Genomic DNA, 16,622 nt, shown 5'->3' on the forward strand with positions numbered 1-16,622 from the left:
TGCACGTCCCGGGCACGCCGCCTCGCTTCTTTTGAAACCCAACTTAATTGTTGCCCCGTCGGGGCAATCCTCGCGCGGCCCGTCAGGGCAGAAAGAGCCGGAACAGTGAGCAGCATTTTCGAGCTGATGGACCAGTGGGGTCCGGAGAAAATCGTCGCGGTCAGCGACGCCAAGACCGGTATGAAGGGCGTGCTGGTCATCGACAATACCGCCCGCGGCATCGGCAAGGGCGGCACCCGCATGCAGCCGAGCGTCTCGGTGGATGAAATTGCCCGGCTGGCGCGCGTGATGACCTGGAAGTGGGCCGGCGTGGATCTGTTCTACGGCGGAGCCAAGGCAGGCATCCAGGCGGATCCGAACAGCCCGCATAAGGAGGAGATCCTGCGCTCCTTCGTGCGCAAGCTCTCCAACGAGGTCCCCGAAGAGTACGTCTTCGGCCTGGACATGGGGTTGACCGAAAATGATGCGGCCATCATCAACGACGAGCTGGGCACCCGGATGGGGGCCGTCGGCACCCCGTGGGATCTGGGCGGGGTGCCCTATGACCAGCTGGGCATCACCGGTTTCGGGGTGGCCGAGGTGGTTGATGCGGCCGCGCAGAAACAAGGTTTGCGCGGCGCCCGGGTCGCGATCCAGGGTTTCGGAGCGGTGGGCCACGCTGTGGCCTCCCGGCTGCATGAGCTGGGCTACCCGGTGGTGGCAATCTCCACCTCGCGCGGGGCGATTGCCCACGAGCAGGGCCTGGATATCCCGGCGCTGCTCGAACGCCGCAGCCAGGTGGGCGACGCTTTGGTGGAGGACTTCCCCGAATTGCGCATCGGCCCTGGCGAAGAGCTGTTCACCGGTGCGGAGATCGTGGTGCCGGCTGCGTTGCAGGATGTCATCGATGCCTCTGCGGCGCAGCGGATACAGGCGAAGTTGCTGGTCGAGGGCGCGAATCTGCCCACCGACGCGGCAGCTCAGCAGATCCTCGCTACCCGCGGGATCACCGTGGTTCCGGACTTCATCGCCAACGCCGGGGGCGTGGTCAGCGCGGCCTTCGCCATGGAGGCCAGGCAGTCCCCGTTCCGCGCGAATACCGAGACGATCTTCACCACGGTTTCGGCGAAGCTGCGTGAAAATACGTTGACCGTGCTTGATCAGGCAGTCACGCTGGAGATTACGAGCCATGAGGCAGCGCGCAACCTCGCCCAGGAACGCGTGCGCCGGGCCATGGCCTTGCGCGGTCGCACGCTCGTCCACTAACAGCCAACCCCGCCAACCGGAGAAAGCCGAGCATCCATGAGCCTGACTTCTGCCCAGCGCACCACCCCAGCGGATGGCAAGGACTGGGAGGTCATCATCCGCGAGCTGCGCGCCCAGCTCGGTGACCGGATGGACAATTCCACCCTGGCCCGGGCGCAATACTCCACCGACGCCTCGAACTACCGGGTGGTGCCGCAGGTGGTGGTATTTCCGCGGGATGCCGCGGATGTGAGGCATACGGTGGCCACCGCCCGCATTCATGGAATTCCCGTGACCGCGCGCGGCGGGGGCACCTCATGCGCCGGCAACGCGGTGGGCGAGGGGATTGTGCTGGACTTCTCCCGGCATATGAATCAGGTCCTGGCTATCGACCCGCAGTCACGAACGGCCGTGGTGCAGCCAGGGGTGGTGCTCTCGGAACTGCAACAGCAGCTTGCTCCATTGGGGCTGCGCTTCGGCCCCGATCCCTCCACCGCGACTCGCTGCACGCTGGGCGGGATGATCGGCAACAATGCCTGCGGCCCGCATGGCCTGTCCTACGGACGGACCGCGGACAACGTGGCCAGCCTGCAATGGCTGACCGCCGACGGGCGGGTGATCGAGGCCGGAGCGGGCCGCGAGGCTTTGGCCCCGATCCGTGGCCTGGAAGATTTTGTCATGCGCCATCTTCAGGTGCTGCGCACCGAATTCGGCCGCTTCGAGCGCCAGATTTCGGGCTACTCGCTCGAGCACCTGCTGCCGGAAAACGGGCGCAACCTGGCCGCGGCATTAACCGGAACCGAAGGCAGCTGCGGCATCATCCTGGAGGCCACGCTCAAGCTCGTCGAGCTGGCGCCGGCCCCTGCGTTGGCGATCCTCGGCTACGCGGATATGGCCCAGGCGGCGGATGACGTGCCGGCCTTGCTGCCCTTCAAACCGTTGGCCCTGGAAGGGCTGGATGCAGCCCTGGTCAACGTGATTCGCCGCGCCAAGGGCGAGCATTCGGTCCCTGAACTACCCGCCGGCGGAGGATGGCTCATGGTGGAAGTCGGCGGGGCCGACTCAGCCGCCGCGGTGGCCAGCGCGCGGCGGCTGGTGTCCGCGGCCTCCGCGCTGGACTCGGCGGTGATTCCCGCCGGGGCCGAGGCCCGGCGGCTTTGGCAGATCCGCGCCGACGGCGCCGGACTTGCCGGACGCACCCCCGGTGGCGCCCAGGCCTGGCCTGGCTGGGAGGACTCGGCGGTGCCGCCGGAACATTTGGGTGACTACTTGCGCGAGCTTTTCGCGCTGATGGACAGCGAGAGCTTGGAAGGCCTGGCCTACGGGCATTTTGGTGATGGCTGCGTGCACCTGCGCATCGATTTCCCGCTGGCTGCAGAGCCGGAGGTCTTCAGCCGGTTCATGGATCAGGCCGCGGCGCTGGCCGCCAAATACGGCGGTTCGCTCTCCGGGGAGCACGGGGACGGGCGGGCGCGCGGTTCGCTGCTGCACACCATGTATTCTCCCGCGGCGCTGGAGGCCATGGCGGAATTCAAGGCGCTCTTCGACGAGCACAACAATCTGAATCCCGGTATCGTCGTGGAGCCGGCGCCACTGAGTGCGGACCTGCGCCGCCCACAGGCGCTCACGCTGCTGGCCAGCGATGGTTTCGGCTTCGCCCATGACGGGGGCAATATCACCGACGCACTGCACCGCTGCGTGGGAGTCGGCAAATGCCGGGCGGACAATCGGGATACCGGCGGATTCATGTGCCCGTCCTACCAGGCGACCCGGGACGAGAAGGACTCCACCCGCGGCCGCGCTCGGGTGCTGCAGGAGATGCTCAATGGGGGAGTGGTCACGCTCGGCCATGCCTCCCCGGAGGTCCATGAGGCCCTGGACCTGTGCCTGAGCTGCAAGGCCTGCGCCACCGATTGCCCCACCGGGATCGACATGGCGATGTTCAAATCCGAGACCCTGCACCAGACCTACAAGGGCAAGCTGCGCCCTCTGTCCCACTACACCCTCGGCCGGCTGCCAACCTGGCTGCGGCTGATGTCCCCCTTCGCGGCACTGGTCAACCTGGCCGGAAGGATCTCCCCGCTGCGCCGGCTGATGATGCACCTGATCGGTGCCGACCCGAGGCGCGGCCTGCCAACGCTTCCGCGCGTACCGTTCCGCCGCAGTGCTGCGGCCCGGAATGTCCGGCCGGTGCCCGCCGCGGAGCATCAGGTGCTGCTCTGGGTGGATTCCTTCACGGATGCAATCACCCCGCAGATCGCTAATGATGCGATCCGGGTGCTGCAAGCCGCAGGGGCCGACGTGCAGTTGGCGGCACCCGGGGCGTGTTGCGGGCTGACCCTGATTTCCACAGGTCAGCTTTCGAAGGCGAAGGAACAGCTGCGCTCGACGATCGAGCTTCTGCTGCCGGCCGTGCGCGAGGGGCGTACCGTGGTGGGGCTCGAGCCAAGCTGCACCGCAACATTACGCTCGGATTTGGTCGAGCTGCTGGGTGATGATCCGCAGGCTAGCGAACTGGCTGGTGCCGTGCGCACGGTGGCAGAGTTCCTGTCTTCCACGGATTTTGCGCCTCCGCAGATCTGTGGGGAATTGCTGGTCCAGCCACACTGCCACCAGTATTCGGTGATGGGCTTCGAGGCGGACCGCAACCTGCTGGAGTCGATGGGCTGTGACGTTCAAGAATCTGCTGGATGCTGCGGGCTTGCCGGGAACTTCGGCATGGAGAAGGGGCATTACGAGGTGTCGAAAACCATCGCGGAACAGGGGATCCTGGCCAAGGCAGGAGAAGCATCGAATCGCGAAATTCTCGCAGATGGATTCTCCTGCCGCACCCAGATCTCGGATCTTGCAGGGCTGGATGGAAAGCACCTGGTGCAGCTGATCGCCCGGGGGCTGGACGCCCAAGAGTAAGCGCTGTCCCAATCGCCGCGACGGCCCTTGCGACATGGCGCAGCTGGTGCTGCTTCCCGATGAAACCGCTGAAGACTAGGGGCGGAGCCTCCGATTGTGGTGACTGCCTGAGGCCCCGCCCTAGAAACGTTTAGACCCCCAGCGCCTCGCGAAGCCTGGACACATGACCCTTCGCATCCACGGCGTATTCAATCTGGCTGATCGTGCCGTCCGGGGCAACCACGGCGGTGGAGCGCAGCGTGCCGACAAAGGTCTTTTCTCCGAAGCTCTTCTCGCCGAAGGAGCCGTAGGCCTTGGCCACAAGGTTCTCCGGGTCCGAAAGCAGCGGGAAATTCAGCGACTCGTCGGTGGCGAACTTTGCGATCTCCGCCGGCTCGTCCGGGGAGATGCCCAGAACTGAGTAGCCGGCGCTCTTCAGCGAGTTGAGATTGTCGCGGAAATCGCAGGCCTCGGTGGTGCAGCCTGGGGTCGCTGCCTTGGGGTAGAAGTAGACGATGACGTTCTGGCCTGCGAAGTCGGACAGCGAAACCTCTTCGGACTGTGCATCGCGCAGGGTAAATTCTGGTGCCGGCTGACCCGCAACCAATTTAACTGCTTGTTCTGACATCATTCCTACTTTCGTATAACGATAATTAGTTTTCATTCTACGACTAGTTTGGGTAGATCTCTAGGGCTTTCGGCCCCGGTATCCTGAGGTGCTCAATGATGCTCCTGTACATAGAACTAGTACATCGTGACTGTTCCGTCCGAGAAGTTGAATGACCTCGAAAAGACCAAGCGCGATTGGATCGCGCCGCCGACTTTCGGCAGCTAGCGGTTGGCAGGGCTTGGCTGGGCAACTGGGTTGCCCAGGGTTCAAGAACCTTGGGTCGCCGGGCCGATGCAATCCGGTTTCCGCGCCGTGGGTTCAGCGACTTCGACCTGGATGCAGCAAACTCCCCAGCGAACTTTTGGGTCCGCTGGGGAGTTTGTCAGTTAGGAGGCCGGTGATTCGGTGCCGGCCGGCCTAAACGCGCTAGGCAACCAAGACGTAGAGCAACCAGCACAGGGCGAAGCTCATCACTCCGACGGCGGTGGCGATGACCGTCCAGGTTGACAGGGCGGTCTTCGTTGACAGACCCAGGAAGCGGCTGACCAGCCAGAATCCGGAATCGTTCACGTGGGAGAGGGTGATCGCACCGGCGACGATCGCCACCACGATGCAGGCCAGCGCCAGCGGTGATTGGTCACCGGATGCGGCGACCGCCGGGGCCATGAGTCCCGCCGCCGTGGTTCCAGCGACGGTGGCCGACCCCTGGGCAACGCGCATGATCACGGCGATCAGGAATCCAGCCAGAATCAGCGGCATGCCGACGGCTTGGAGGCTGGATGCCATGGCGCCTCCAATGCCCGTCGCCGTGAGGACGCCGCCGAAGATTCCGCCGGCGCCGGTGATCAGGATGATCGAGCAGACCGGGGCGAGGGAGTCATCGACGACCTTCTCCAGCGCCGAACCGATCGGGCCTTCGTGTGGCCGGACCAACAGCAGGTACATCGCCAGCAAGGCGGAGATCAGCAGGGCAATCGGGGTGTTGCCGAGGAAGACGAGAATCTGCGCCCAGAGGGCGTCCTCCGGGACCACGCCGGTGGCTTGCAGGGTCTTGATGCCGGTATTCATGAAAATCAGCACCAGCGGCAAAAGCAGCAGGCTCAGCACCAGTGCGAAGCGTGGCAGGACCGCCTGGTCCGCTTCCTGCCTGGTCCCGAGCAGTTCGGGTACGGAGATCCGCTGCGTCCGCGCCGCGAGGAGCAAGGAGAGCCGGTAGCCTGCCACGTACCAGGTGGGCAGGCCGACCAGCAGGCCCACCATGAGCACCAGCCCGACGTCGGCGCCGACGATGCCGGCCGCCGCGACCGGTCCCGGGTGCGGTGGCACAAGTGCGTGCATGACGAGGAATGCTCCGGCCGCCGGCAACGCGTACTTCAGCAGGCCGCCGCCGACCCGCCGAGCCACCGTATAGATGATGGGCAGCATGACGATGAATCCGGCGTCCAGGAAGATCGGGAAGCCGAAGAGCAGCGATGCCACCGACAGCGCCAGGGGCGCGCGCTTCTCGCCGAAGAGCCCGATCAGCTTCTCGGAGATGACTTGGGCGCCCCCGGAGGTTTCCACGATCCGTCCCAGCACGGCACCGAAACCGACCAGCATGGCAACGTTTCCCAGTGTTTTGCCGAACGGCCCGACGATGGTTTCCAGCAGGTCCGCGGCACTCACGCCGGCGGCGATGGCCGTGAGCAGGCTGACGATGATCAGCGAGAAGAACGCGTGCAGGCGGACCTTCATGATCAGGAACAGCAGCACGGCGATCGCCAGGACCGCGATCAGCAGCAGGACGGGCACGGGCAGCGTGGCCTCGGGTGCCGCGGCTGCGGCCAACACGAGCGTGGACGGTGATGTCATGGGGTCTCCAGGTGAAGTTGGCGGGCGCGCGCCTCGTCGAGCACGGCGCCGAAGTTGGCCGGGGCATGGGCGAAGCGGCCCAGGAAGAGGCCGTCGGCCTCCGGCAAGCGCGGCAGCAGGCCAGGGCCGGCGCTGCCGCCGTAGATGAGCACCACGGGGGAGCCCGGCACGGTCAGCTGCCCCCGGATGATTTCCAGCACCGAGTTAACGTGGCCGGGGGAGGCCGGCGCGGCGGCGCCGATCGCCCAGATGGGTTCGTAGGCGAGCAGCACGGCGGACGGGTCGATGCTGGATTCCGTCCCCGTGCCCAGGGCCGCGGCGATCTGCCGCAGGCACTGCGCGGCGGCGGCTTGCGCAGCACCGCGCTCCAGCTCGCCGACGCACAGCAGCGGGGTCAGCCCGGCGGCGGTAGCCGCACGCACCTTGGCGGCCACCACACCGTCGTCTTCGCCGAAGCCGGAGCGGCGTTCGGCATGCCCGATCTCCACGATCCGCACCCCGACCTCGGCAAGCATGCCGGCGCTGACCTCGCCGGTCAGGGCGCCGTCCGCCGCTGAGCAGTTCTGCGCGGCCAGCTGGCAACCGGTGCCCTCAAGGATCCGCGCCGCGGATTCCAGCACGGGGAAGGACGGCGCCGCAAAGGGAATCACGGCCCGCCCGCCGAAATCCTGGGCGCCCGGGCTGCGGGCGAGCAGCTCGCGGCGCACCCCCTCCAGCCAGGTGAGCGACTGCCGGTAGCCGAGGTACATTTTTGTGCTCACGCCGATGTAGAGGGAGCGCGGACGATCGATGACGGCCATGGGACGCTACTCGGCGGTGACCGAGGCCAGCGGCGCCGGACCGATTTCCTTGAGCAGCTGGCCCATCTTGACGTAGGCCTCGTTGCGGTAGGCGATGAGGCTTTCGAGCTGATCGGCCGGGACGTCCAGGAATCCCCCGCCCGACTTGGTGCCGAGCTGGCCGGCCTCGATCTTCTCGGTGAGGATCGCCGGGGTGGCGAACCGTTCGGGGAAATCGGTTTGCAAGGACGTGTAGCAGAAGTTGTAGACGTCCAGCCCGGCCATGTCGGCAATTGCGAAGGGACCGAAGAACGGCAAACGGAATCCGAAAGTGGTGCGCACCAGGGTGTCAATGGCCTCGGCGGAGGCGACGCCGTCTTCCACCAGTTGGGTGGCCTCGTGGAAGAGCGCATACTGCAAGCGGTTAAGGACGAACCCGGTAACATCCTTGACCACGGCGGTTTCCTTGCCGGTGGCTTCGACATAGCCGACGGCCGTGTCGATCGCATCCTGGGAAGTGCCTTCGTGGGGAATGATTTCCACGCCGGGAATGAACGGGGAAGGATTGGAGAAGTGCACGCCCAGGAAGCGCTCCGGATTGGCCACTGCGGTCGCCATGTCGCCAATCGAGATGGTCGAGGTGTTTGAACCGATCACCGCGGTTGCCGAGGCGGCCGCGCTGATCCGGCGCAGGGTCTCGTGCTTGATATCCAGAACTTCGGGGACGGCTTCTTCGATGAAGTCGGCACCGGCGACAGCTTCTTCCAGGGAGGCCGCGGCAGAAAGGTTCCGTTTCAGGGTCTCGGTTGCACCTTCTGGGAACAGTCCGCGGGATTCGAAATCAACTGATTCGGCCAACAGGCGTTCCAGATTCTTCTGTGCGATTTCTGCCGAGGTGTCGGCCAAGGCTACGCGTGCACCGGCCAAGGCCAGCACCTGGCCAATGCCGCCGCCCATGTAACCGGAACCGATAATTGCTACTTTGATGTCCATGATGAGTCTTTCGTAGAAGGGGATTCGCTGACCCTATGGTGGGTTCAGTTGGTTTCGGGCTCGTAGGAGCAGATGGCATCGACCTTGGCGGCTGAGCCGCTGGAGGCATCAAACTGGTGGCCGAGCCATTCGGAGGCCAGCTTCTTGGCCAGCTCCAAGCCGATGACCCGTTGCCCGAAGGTCAGCACCTGTGCATTATTGCTGAGCACTGATCGTTCTACGGAATAGGAGTCATGAGCCGTAACGGCGCGGATGCCTGGAACCTTGTTGGCGGCGATGGCCACGCCCAATCCGGTGCCGCAGATCAGCAACGCGCGGTCAGCTTCGCCAGCAGCCACCCGCCTTGCAGCCGCGACCGCAACATGCGGGTATGCCGTTGAGTCATTGGATCCCACCCCGGCATCCACTACGGATTCCACGCGGTCATCCGCTTCCAAAAAGGCCTTCAGTGCTACCTTGTAGTCCACTCCGGCTTCGTCATTGCCGATGATGATCTTCAGTGTCTTTTCCATGTTGTCCTTTTCTGCTGTGCTCGGTTGGGCTAGGCCAAGGTGCTGTTGGCATGCTGCGCGGAGAGACCGGCAACGATCAGCGCAAAGGAATACGCTCCGGGGTCTTGATGGCCAAGAGACTTCTCCGACAGCGGACGGGCACGACCCTTCTTCGGACGCAGGTTCGCGGTTGCCAGAGCCGCTTCCCTGGCGGTGCTGGCGCTGCGTTCCAAGATTTGGCCCAGGGGCTGGCCGGCTTCGATGCCTTCCCGGATGGCTGCCGTGTAGGGGTGCAGGGCATCAACCATGGTCTTATCACCCAGATCCGTTTTGCCCAAGGTGATGACCGCATCGCTAAAGGCCTCGACGGCTTGGGCCAGGTCTGCAGGGCCGTACCGTTCACGGTTGCCCAGAGACTCACCGAAAGCGGTGATTCCCGCGCCCCACAGGGCGCCGGAGGTTCCGCCGGCCTTCTCGCTCCATGCTTCACCGGCGGCCGCCAGGACCTCGCGCACGCTCTGCGCCCCGGCGGCAGTTTGGGCGGCGCCGAGTGCTGCTTCGATGCCGCGGCGCATGCCGATCCCGTGGTCGCCGTCTCCGGCGATGGCATCAAGATCTCCCAGTTCCGCTTCGTGGCGCACGATGATGTCACGGGTAATTTCCAGCAGGCTGGCCGCTTGCTGGCCGAGTTGCGCGGAGGACTCGGTGGCTGCTTCGTGGGTGAGTACCTCAGTGTCGGCCACCGCGAAGGTGCGTCGAGCCGCGGTAGCGACGTTGCCGCGCCGGAATGCAGGTGTATCGGCAGGGGCGCGCCATAGCCGTTCAAGCTCCTCGTCCACCCAGAAGAGGGTCAGCGAGGCACCGGACATGTCCAGGCTGGTGACCAGTTCACCGCATTCGGGCTCAACGACCTGCAATCCGGCGGCGGTCAGCAGGCGTTCTACGTGTCCGAAGAGCACAAAGAGTTCCTCGTATTTCACCGTGCCCAGGCCATTGACAATAGGTACTACCCGGGTCCCGGCAGCGGAAGGACGCTCCTCAAGCAGCTGGGAGACCAGCAATTCCGCCAGCTCTCGGGAGGTAGGCAACTGATGGTCGGAGATTCCTGGTTCACCGTGGATGCCCAGACCCAGCGACATGCTCTGTTCTGGCACGTGGAACAACGGGGCTTCGGCGCCGGGCAGGGTGCAACCATCAAAGGCTACGCCCAGGCTGCGGGTCCGCTCATTGGCTTTCTCGGCCAGTCGGACTGCTTCATCGAGGTCTGCACCTTCTTCCGAGGCAGCCCCGGCGATCTTGAAGACGGTGAGGTCTCCGGCGATTCCGCGGCGTTCATGCCGGCGCTCCACAGGGGCGCTGGCAATATCGTCGGTGACCACCACGGTGCGAGTTTGGATTCCCTCGGCGTTCAATCGGTCTTGAGCCTGGCCGAAATGCAGCACGTCGCCGGCGTAGTTGCCGTAGCTGAGCAGCACCCCGCCTCCGGTGGAGGCGGCCTTGGCTACACGGTAAATCTGACCGGCCGAAGGCGAGGCGAAGAGGTTTCCGCAGGCGGAACCGGCGGCCAGGCCAGGGCCTACCAGCCCGGCGAAGGCCGGGTAGTGTCCCGAACCGCCACCGATGACCACGGCGACCTGGTTCCGCTTCATTTCGCTGGCACGAACCACGCCGCCGTCCACCCGTTCGAGGCGGTTGCGGTGGGCTGCGACCAAACCGTCGATGGCCGCATCGGCGAATCCGGTGGGATCGTCAAAGATTTTTGTCATGTCTTCTGGAACCTGCTTGTGCTTGAAGGGAAACGAGTTAGGAGGTTTGGAGTTGCTGCCGGCCCTGGGCTACGAGCGGGGTGCCGAGCTGGTAGCCGGTGGTTTTGGGCAGGATCTGCTCGCGCAGGTAGCGCTGGTTGGTGGCGCTGACGCTCAGTCCGTCTCCGCCGTAATGCTCGGTGCAGATGATGCCTTGGAAGCCGTTTTCGAGGGCTACCTTGAAGGCTTCGCGGTAGTTGATCACGCCGGTTTCCAGCGGGGTTGGCATGGCTGAGAAATGGCCTCGGGCCAAATTTTCATCGCGCTGGTAGTTCTTTACATGCCAGTAGTTGGCATAGGGCATGGTCTTGGCGATGAGCTCATGGATGTCCTCGATGGGGCGGTGCACCCGAACCAGATTGCCCAAGTCCGGGTTGAGCCCGACGTTGGGAAGATCGATGTCCTGCAGCAGGCGCACGGCCGAGTCTCCGGTGCCGATGTAGGTATCTTCGTACATTTCCAAGGAGATCAAGAGGCCAAGTTCTGCCGCATGGGTGCCGAGTTCGCGGATTCGGGAGACCGCTTTATCCCAGGTTTCACTATCGCCCACCGGATCTTGATGTCCTTCAACGGTCCAGAACCACAGCTGTTCGCGCTGGGCGGGCGTCAGGGCCTGGTGCAATCCGAAGGAGACGACTTCGCAACCCAAATGGGCGGCGGCTTCGAGGGTGCGATGGCTGTAGGCGAGGTTGCCTTCCCAGCTTTTTTCATCGATCACGCTGCGTCGGATGGCCGAAATGGCTGGTGCGCCGACGCCGGCGGCTTGCGCGGTGGCCTTGAGCTCATCGAGGCGTTGCGCACTGAGGTCTCCGGGGCGGACCCAACCATCAAAGAGATCAACGTTGGTGAATCCGGCTTCGCGAACTTCGGTGAAAACGTCCAACCACACCGATGCGTCGGCTTCTTGGACTGTGCCACCAGCGGGCAGTTCGTGGGGGAACTGCAGTAGGGCTGCGGTGATCGGCCAGTCGGCTGCTGTATAGGGCATTCTGCCTCCAATATTTGAATCCTATTTCCTATAGGATCTAGGAAAGTGTGATCCGTGTCAATAGTTCGACCTGAAAGTAGCGCCAATGAATGCCGACGAATATATGATGGTTTGATGGCCTCCGTCTTTTCCCAAACCTCGCTGCCCTCACGCCAGGTTCTGGCCGATCGCGTGTATGAGGAGCTCCTCGCCGCCCTGATTGATGGGCGGTTTGAGGCTGATGCCGCGCTGAGCATCGACGGAATTGCCCGTGATCTAGGTGTCTCGCCGACACCGGTGAGAGAAGCCTTGGCCCGGTTGGAACATACCGGGATGGTGCGCCGTGCTGCGCTCAAGGGCTATCGGGTGGCTCCTTTGATGACGGCAGAGGAACATGGCCAGCTGGTAGCCGTTCGAAAACTTATCGAAGCTGAGAATGCGGAATTGGCCTGCGCCCGGGCTGACGGGGAAATGGTGGAGCAGCTCGCCGACACCATCGAGCGGCTGCGAACCGCGCCGACCGGCGGGTCCTACAGCGAATTCCGGGATTACTGGAAAGCCGATGAGGACTTTCACCGACTCATCGCAGAATTTACCGGCAACCCCTTTTTGCTCACTGCCTTCCAGGCCCTGGGGGGACAGGTGCAGCGCTTCCGGCTCTTCGCCGGACGCGGCGTCACGGATGCTGACTGCGCCATCTCCGAACACACCAAGATCCTTTTGGCCTTCCAGGCAGGGGATGCGCAAGCCGCCCGAGCGGCCATGGAGAAGCATCTCGATGGTGTCGGGCGGCGAGCGGTGGAAGATAGCAGCGAATAGCTATTCGCCGGCGGAACTAGGCCCCGCTGGGTGCCGATTCCTGGAGCGGATTTGAAACCATGGCGCGCACTTGCACCGGCGTATCCATGACTCTTCCTTCGGGCACTTCGCGTACCTCTCCAGCAATCGTGAAGGAACCGGTCAACGGCAATTCCTCGCTGCTGTTGCCAACTTCCACGGCAAAGTTGCCGGGCTCCACAATGCGTTGGTTCTCCAGCCCGGTGAACGAGGTGCGATCCGCATGCACCGTGAAGCTCACGCGCTTGGACTCGCCAGCCTTCAGCGCCACCTTCGCAAAGCCGGTCAGCCAGCGACGGGGCCGAACTACCGAGGCGACCTCATCTCGCAGGTAGAGCTGGATGACCTCCGCTCCCGAACGATCGCCGGTGTTGGTGAGCGTCACCGAGATGTCCACGGTACCGTCATTGGCGATTTCCGCATCCGAAATCTGCAGATCGCGCAGCTCGAAATCGGTATAGGACAGCCCGTGCCCGAAGGGATACAGTGGCCGTGGATCAAGGTTGGAGACACCATCGGAGTACCAACCCAACGGGGGTTGGAGATAGGTGCCCGGCTGTCCGCCAATATGATCGGGAATCTGCACCGGCAGCTTGCCCGAAGGATTGACATCTCCGGTCAGTACCGAAGCGAGAGCCGGTCCGCCTTCCTCACCTGGCATGAATGCCTGCACAATTCCGGCCGCCCGCTGCGCGAAGGCACCGAGGGAGTACGGGCGTCCGGTCACCAAGACCAAAATGGTCGGAGTGCCGGTAGCCAGAACGGCTTCCACCAGGTCAGCCTGCCGGCCCGGCAACGAAAGATCCACCACATCGCAACCCTCGCCGGAGGTGCCACGGCCAAAGAGGCCCGCGAGGTCACCCACGGTCACAATGGCCACCTGGGCCGCGCGAGCCGCCGCTACCGCGGCGGCAATGCCGCTGTCATCCATATCGGTGAAATCGACACCGCGCTCGTAGCTGATCTCGGCTCCGGCCAGCGCCGGAGCCGAGATCAGCGAGTCAAGGATCGTAGGCAATTCGATGCCATGCACGTCTTCGCCGAAGAAGCGCGAGAGCACATGGTTGGTGAAGGAGTAGCATCCCAGATGGGCTCGCGGTTGGGTGGCCGAAGGGCCCACCACGGCGATGGATTCCGGGGCCGATGGCCCACCAAGCGGCAGCAGCCCGGTGTTCTTAAGCAGGATGATGGATTCTTCGGCCATCTTGCGTGCATGGGCGCGGTTGGCTGCCGAGTCGAAATCAACCTGATCGCCTTCCCAGTCCGCTTCCGGCGACCAATCCGCATTGAGCAGCCCGAGCTCGGCTTTTTGCACCAGCACGCGGCGCACCGCGGTGTCCAGTATTTCGGCGTTGAGTCGGCCGTCGGCCACGGCTTGGGCCAGATTGCGGAAGGCATTGGTTTCGGGAAGTTCCACGTCCATGCCGGCGGCCAGCGAGAGGATGCCCGCTTCAACCTGGTCCTTGGCAATCCGGTGCATGGTTTCCAGGAAGCTGATGGCCCAATAGTCCGAGACCACGGTGCCGGTAAAGCCCCAGCGTTCACGCAGCACTTCGGTGAGCAGCCGGTGGCTAGCCGCAGGGGTTTCGCCATCGATATCGGAATAGGAGTTCATCACCGATTTCACGCCGGCTTCGCGCACCGCACGCTCGAAGGGAGGAAGGATGACATCCTCGAATTCACGATGCCCAATGGTCACCGGGGCGTGGTTGCGTCCGGCACGGGAGGCGGAGTATCCGGCGAAGTGCTTCAACGTGGCGTGGACACCGGAGTTCTGGATGCCGCGCACATAGGCGGTGGACAGCTCAGAGACCAGGTGTGGATCTTCGCCCAGTGTTTCTTCTACCCGGCCCCAGCGGTAATCGCGCACCACATCAAGCACCGGGGACAGCCCGAGGTGCACTCCGGCCTTCTTCATATCCGCGCCGATGCGCGTGGCCATCTCATTGACCAATTGCGGATCCCAGGTGGCACCCCACGCAATCGAGGCGGGGTAACAGGTGGCACCCAAGGTGGTGAAGCCGGTCAGGCATTCTTCATGAGCCAATGCCGGAATGCCAAAGCGGTTTGCCGCCACGACCTTGCGCTGCAGCTCGGCCAGACGTGCCCGGCCCGCGGCCGGATCACGCGGGGCTGAACCGAAAGCGCGGGTGATCTGCCCCAATCCATCGACAATCTCGGTGTCGAAACTGGCTTGGTCCTTGGAGAAGGTGTTCTCCATTGGGGCCACATTGCCTTCACCATTGCTATTGCGCTCTGCGGGGCGGATCCAGGAGGAACCGAGCTGGGAGACCTTTTCTTCGATTGTCATCTCGGCCATCAATGCCTCGACGCGGGTGGAAATAGGCTGGCCGGTGTCACGCCAGATCGAATTCTCGTAGTTCACAAGGTTCCTTTACAGAAGTTTTTTTGGGGGTTACTTGCTGAAGCCAGCAGTCAGGCCCGCCACCAGCTGGCGGCGGCCGACAATATAGGCAGCGAGGAGAGGGACGCAGGAGAGGACCACTGCGGCAAGCACCGCTGGGATGTCTACCGCGAATTCGCCCTGGTAGGTCCACAGGGACAGTGGCAACACGCGCACTTCCGAGCTCTGGGTCAGGACCAGCGGGAAGAGGAAGCCATTCCACACCTGCAATGCGTTGTAGATACCTACGGCCATGATGGCCGGCTTGGACAAGGGCAGTACCAGCAACCGGAACATCTGCCAGTGGCTGGCACCGTCCAGCGTCATTGCCTCGTAGAGCGAGGAAGGCACATCGCGCAGGAAGTTGGTCAGGATCAAGACGCTGATCGGAATGGCGAAGGCGATGCTCGGCAGGATCAATGCCAGCAACGAGTCATACAGACCCATTTTCACGATCATGTAATAGACCGGGATGATGGTCGCCTGGATGGGGATCGCAATGCCCAACAGGAACAGCCGGTGGCTGAATTTCGCGAAAGCGCCGCGGTTGCGCACAATCACGTAGCTGGCCAGCAGCGAAATGATCAGCACCACGCCCACTGACACGACGGTGACCAGCGCAGAGTTGAAGAAATACAGTGCGAAGTCGTTTTCCAGGACCCTGCCGTACGCTTCGAAGGTGAGATTCTGGGGCCACGCCAGCGGGTTGGACCCGAAGTACTCTTGGCGCGGCTTCAGGCTGGTGACCACGATGTAGTAGATCGGCACCACGGTGACCAGCAACCAGAAGGTCGCCGCGAGGCCGCCGGGAACGTTCGGCGCGTACCCGGTTTTGATTTGCGATTTCATTAGGCGCCCTCCTGCTGGCTTTCCATCTGGTCGGTGCCGCTGAATCTGTTCAGCAACAGTGAGACCGCCAAGCCCACCACCACCAGGATCACCGCGATGGCGCTGGCCGCACCCATTTGGTAGCTGCGGAAACCGGTGAGGTACATATCCAGCGGCAGGATGCGCGTGGCGTTGCCCGGGCCGCCGTTGGTCATGACGAACACCAAATCGAAGTAGGTCAGGGACCCGACAATCATCAGGGTGGAGCTGGTGATGACCGTGTACTTGATCTGTGGGAGCGTGACCGAGAAGAAGGTGCGCACACGTCCGGCCCCGTCGAGCATGGCCGCCTCATTCATGGAGGTGGGAATCTGCTTAACGGCTGCTTGGTACAGCAACGAGTGGAAAGGAACGAAACACCACGAGATCACGAAAATCAGTACGTAGAAGACCAGGTCGGTGCTGCCGAGCCAGTCCTGGCTCAGCAGCGCAATGTTGAAGGCCTTGGACAACCCGAAATTCGGGTCTAGCAGTGCCTTGAAGGCGATGCCCACGGCGGCTGCAGAGAACAGCAGCGGAAGGAAGTAGAGCACCGAGTACACGGCACGGTACTTCTGCTCGCCGGCCATGAACACACCAACCAGAATGGAGATCGGTGCCTGGGTGAGGTAGCACAGCACGGTCATGGCAAAGGTGAGCCACATGGCGTTCAGGGTGACCGGGTTGGTGAAGGTTTGCTGCCAGTTGGACAGGCCTGCGAAGGACGGGGTGCCAAGCCCATCCCAGTGCATGAATGAGAGTACGGCCACGCCCAACAGCGGAACCAGGGCAAAGATGGCAAAGAAGATGAGCGCGGGCGCCAGCAGCCATGTGCTCGGGCCGATGTTGGTGCCGAGCCGTCGGCGCGAACGTACGGGTGCGGTATGGGATTTCATCAGCATGGG

Annotated in this window: 13 protein-coding genes; 3 read left to right on the plus strand and 10 right to left on the minus strand. The window is 63.5% G+C overall.

Annotated elements, in window-relative coordinates; all coding sequences use genetic code 11:
* Positions 1-105: 105 nt before the first annotated feature.
* Together CQ015_RS06540 and CQ015_RS06545 are read left to right on the plus strand one after the other, a co-directional pair.
* Complete coding sequence (locus tag CQ015_RS06540) at positions 106-1,245, plus strand: Glu/Leu/Phe/Val dehydrogenase (protein WP_258137962.1); 1,140 nt, start codon at positions 106-108, stop codon at positions 1,243-1,245.
* A gap of 36 nt (positions 1,246-1,281) precedes the next feature.
* Positions 1,282-4,134: an FAD-binding and (Fe-S)-binding domain-containing protein gene (locus CQ015_RS06545; RefSeq protein WP_105649638.1), complete on the plus strand. Its 2,853-nt coding sequence runs from the start codon at positions 1,282-1,284 to the stop codon at positions 4,132-4,134.
* A gap of 130 nt (positions 4,135-4,264) precedes the next feature.
* Here CQ015_RS06545 and bcp read toward each other — a convergent pair whose 3' ends face one another.
* From bcp to CQ015_RS06580, 7 genes are all read right to left on the minus strand, one after another.
* On the minus strand, positions 4,265-4,744 hold the full coding sequence (gene bcp, locus CQ015_RS06550; protein ID WP_374955682.1) for a thioredoxin-dependent thiol peroxidase: 480 nt from the start codon (positions 4,742-4,744) through the stop codon (positions 4,265-4,267).
* Between the two features lie 405 nt (positions 4,745-5,149).
* On the minus strand, positions 5,150-6,574 hold the full coding sequence (locus CQ015_RS06555; protein ID WP_105569493.1) for a GntP family permease: 1,425 nt from the start codon (positions 6,572-6,574) through the stop codon (positions 5,150-5,152).
* Entirely contained in the window at positions 6,571-7,374 is an 804-nt protein-coding gene (locus CQ015_RS06560) for a triose-phosphate isomerase family protein (RefSeq protein WP_105649640.1), read from the minus strand. Before CQ015_RS06560 ends, CQ015_RS06555 begins: the two co-directional genes overlap by 4 nt.
* A gap of 6 nt (positions 7,375-7,380) precedes the next feature.
* Entirely contained in the window at positions 7,381-8,346 is a 966-nt protein-coding gene (locus CQ015_RS06565) for a 3-hydroxyacyl-CoA dehydrogenase family protein (protein WP_105649641.1), read from the minus strand.
* 44 nt (positions 8,347-8,390) lie between these two features.
* A complete protein-coding gene (locus CQ015_RS06570; protein WP_105649642.1) occupies positions 8,391-8,858 on the minus strand; it encodes a ribose-5-phosphate isomerase in 468 nt (155 codons plus the stop codon).
* Positions 8,859-8,887: 29 nt separating this feature from the next.
* A complete protein-coding gene (gene dhaL, locus CQ015_RS06575; protein ID WP_105649643.1) occupies positions 8,888-10,603 on the minus strand; it encodes a dihydroxyacetone kinase subunit DhaL in 1,716 nt (571 codons plus the stop codon).
* A gap of 37 nt (positions 10,604-10,640) precedes the next feature.
* On the minus strand, positions 10,641-11,630 hold the full coding sequence (locus CQ015_RS06580; RefSeq protein ID WP_105552670.1) for a sugar phosphate isomerase/epimerase: 990 nt from the start codon (positions 11,628-11,630) through the stop codon (positions 10,641-10,643).
* A 114-nt stretch (positions 11,631-11,744) separates the two neighbouring features.
* On the opposite strand from CQ015_RS06580, the gene CQ015_RS06585 reads away from it, so the two are divergent.
* A complete protein-coding gene (locus CQ015_RS06585; protein WP_105649644.1) occupies positions 11,745-12,428 on the plus strand; it encodes a GntR family transcriptional regulator in 684 nt (227 codons plus the stop codon).
* Between the two features lie 16 nt (positions 12,429-12,444).
* Here CQ015_RS06585 and CQ015_RS06590 read toward each other — a convergent pair whose 3' ends face one another.
* Genes CQ015_RS06590 through CQ015_RS06600 form a run of 3 tightly spaced genes read right to left on the minus strand, consistent with a single transcriptional unit; the run spans position 12,445 to position 16,619 of the window.
* Entirely contained in the window at positions 12,445-14,832 is a 2,388-nt protein-coding gene (locus CQ015_RS06590) for a glycoside hydrolase family 3 N-terminal domain-containing protein (protein ID WP_308727277.1), read from the minus strand.
* A gap of 30 nt (positions 14,833-14,862) precedes the next feature.
* A complete protein-coding gene (locus CQ015_RS06595; protein ID WP_105569499.1) occupies positions 14,863-15,699 on the minus strand; it encodes a carbohydrate ABC transporter permease in 837 nt (278 codons plus the stop codon).
* Complete coding sequence (locus CQ015_RS06600; protein WP_219843913.1) at positions 15,699-16,619, minus strand: carbohydrate ABC transporter permease; 921 nt, start codon at positions 16,617-16,619, stop codon at positions 15,699-15,701. The genes CQ015_RS06595 and CQ015_RS06600 overlap by 1 nt, the downstream gene beginning before the upstream one ends.
* Positions 16,620-16,622 lie beyond the last annotated feature (3 nt).

The organism is Arthrobacter sp. MYb221 (assembly GCF_002979835.1).
In the GTDB taxonomy this organism is placed as follows: Bacteria; Actinomycetota; Actinomycetes; order Actinomycetales; family Micrococcaceae; genus Glutamicibacter.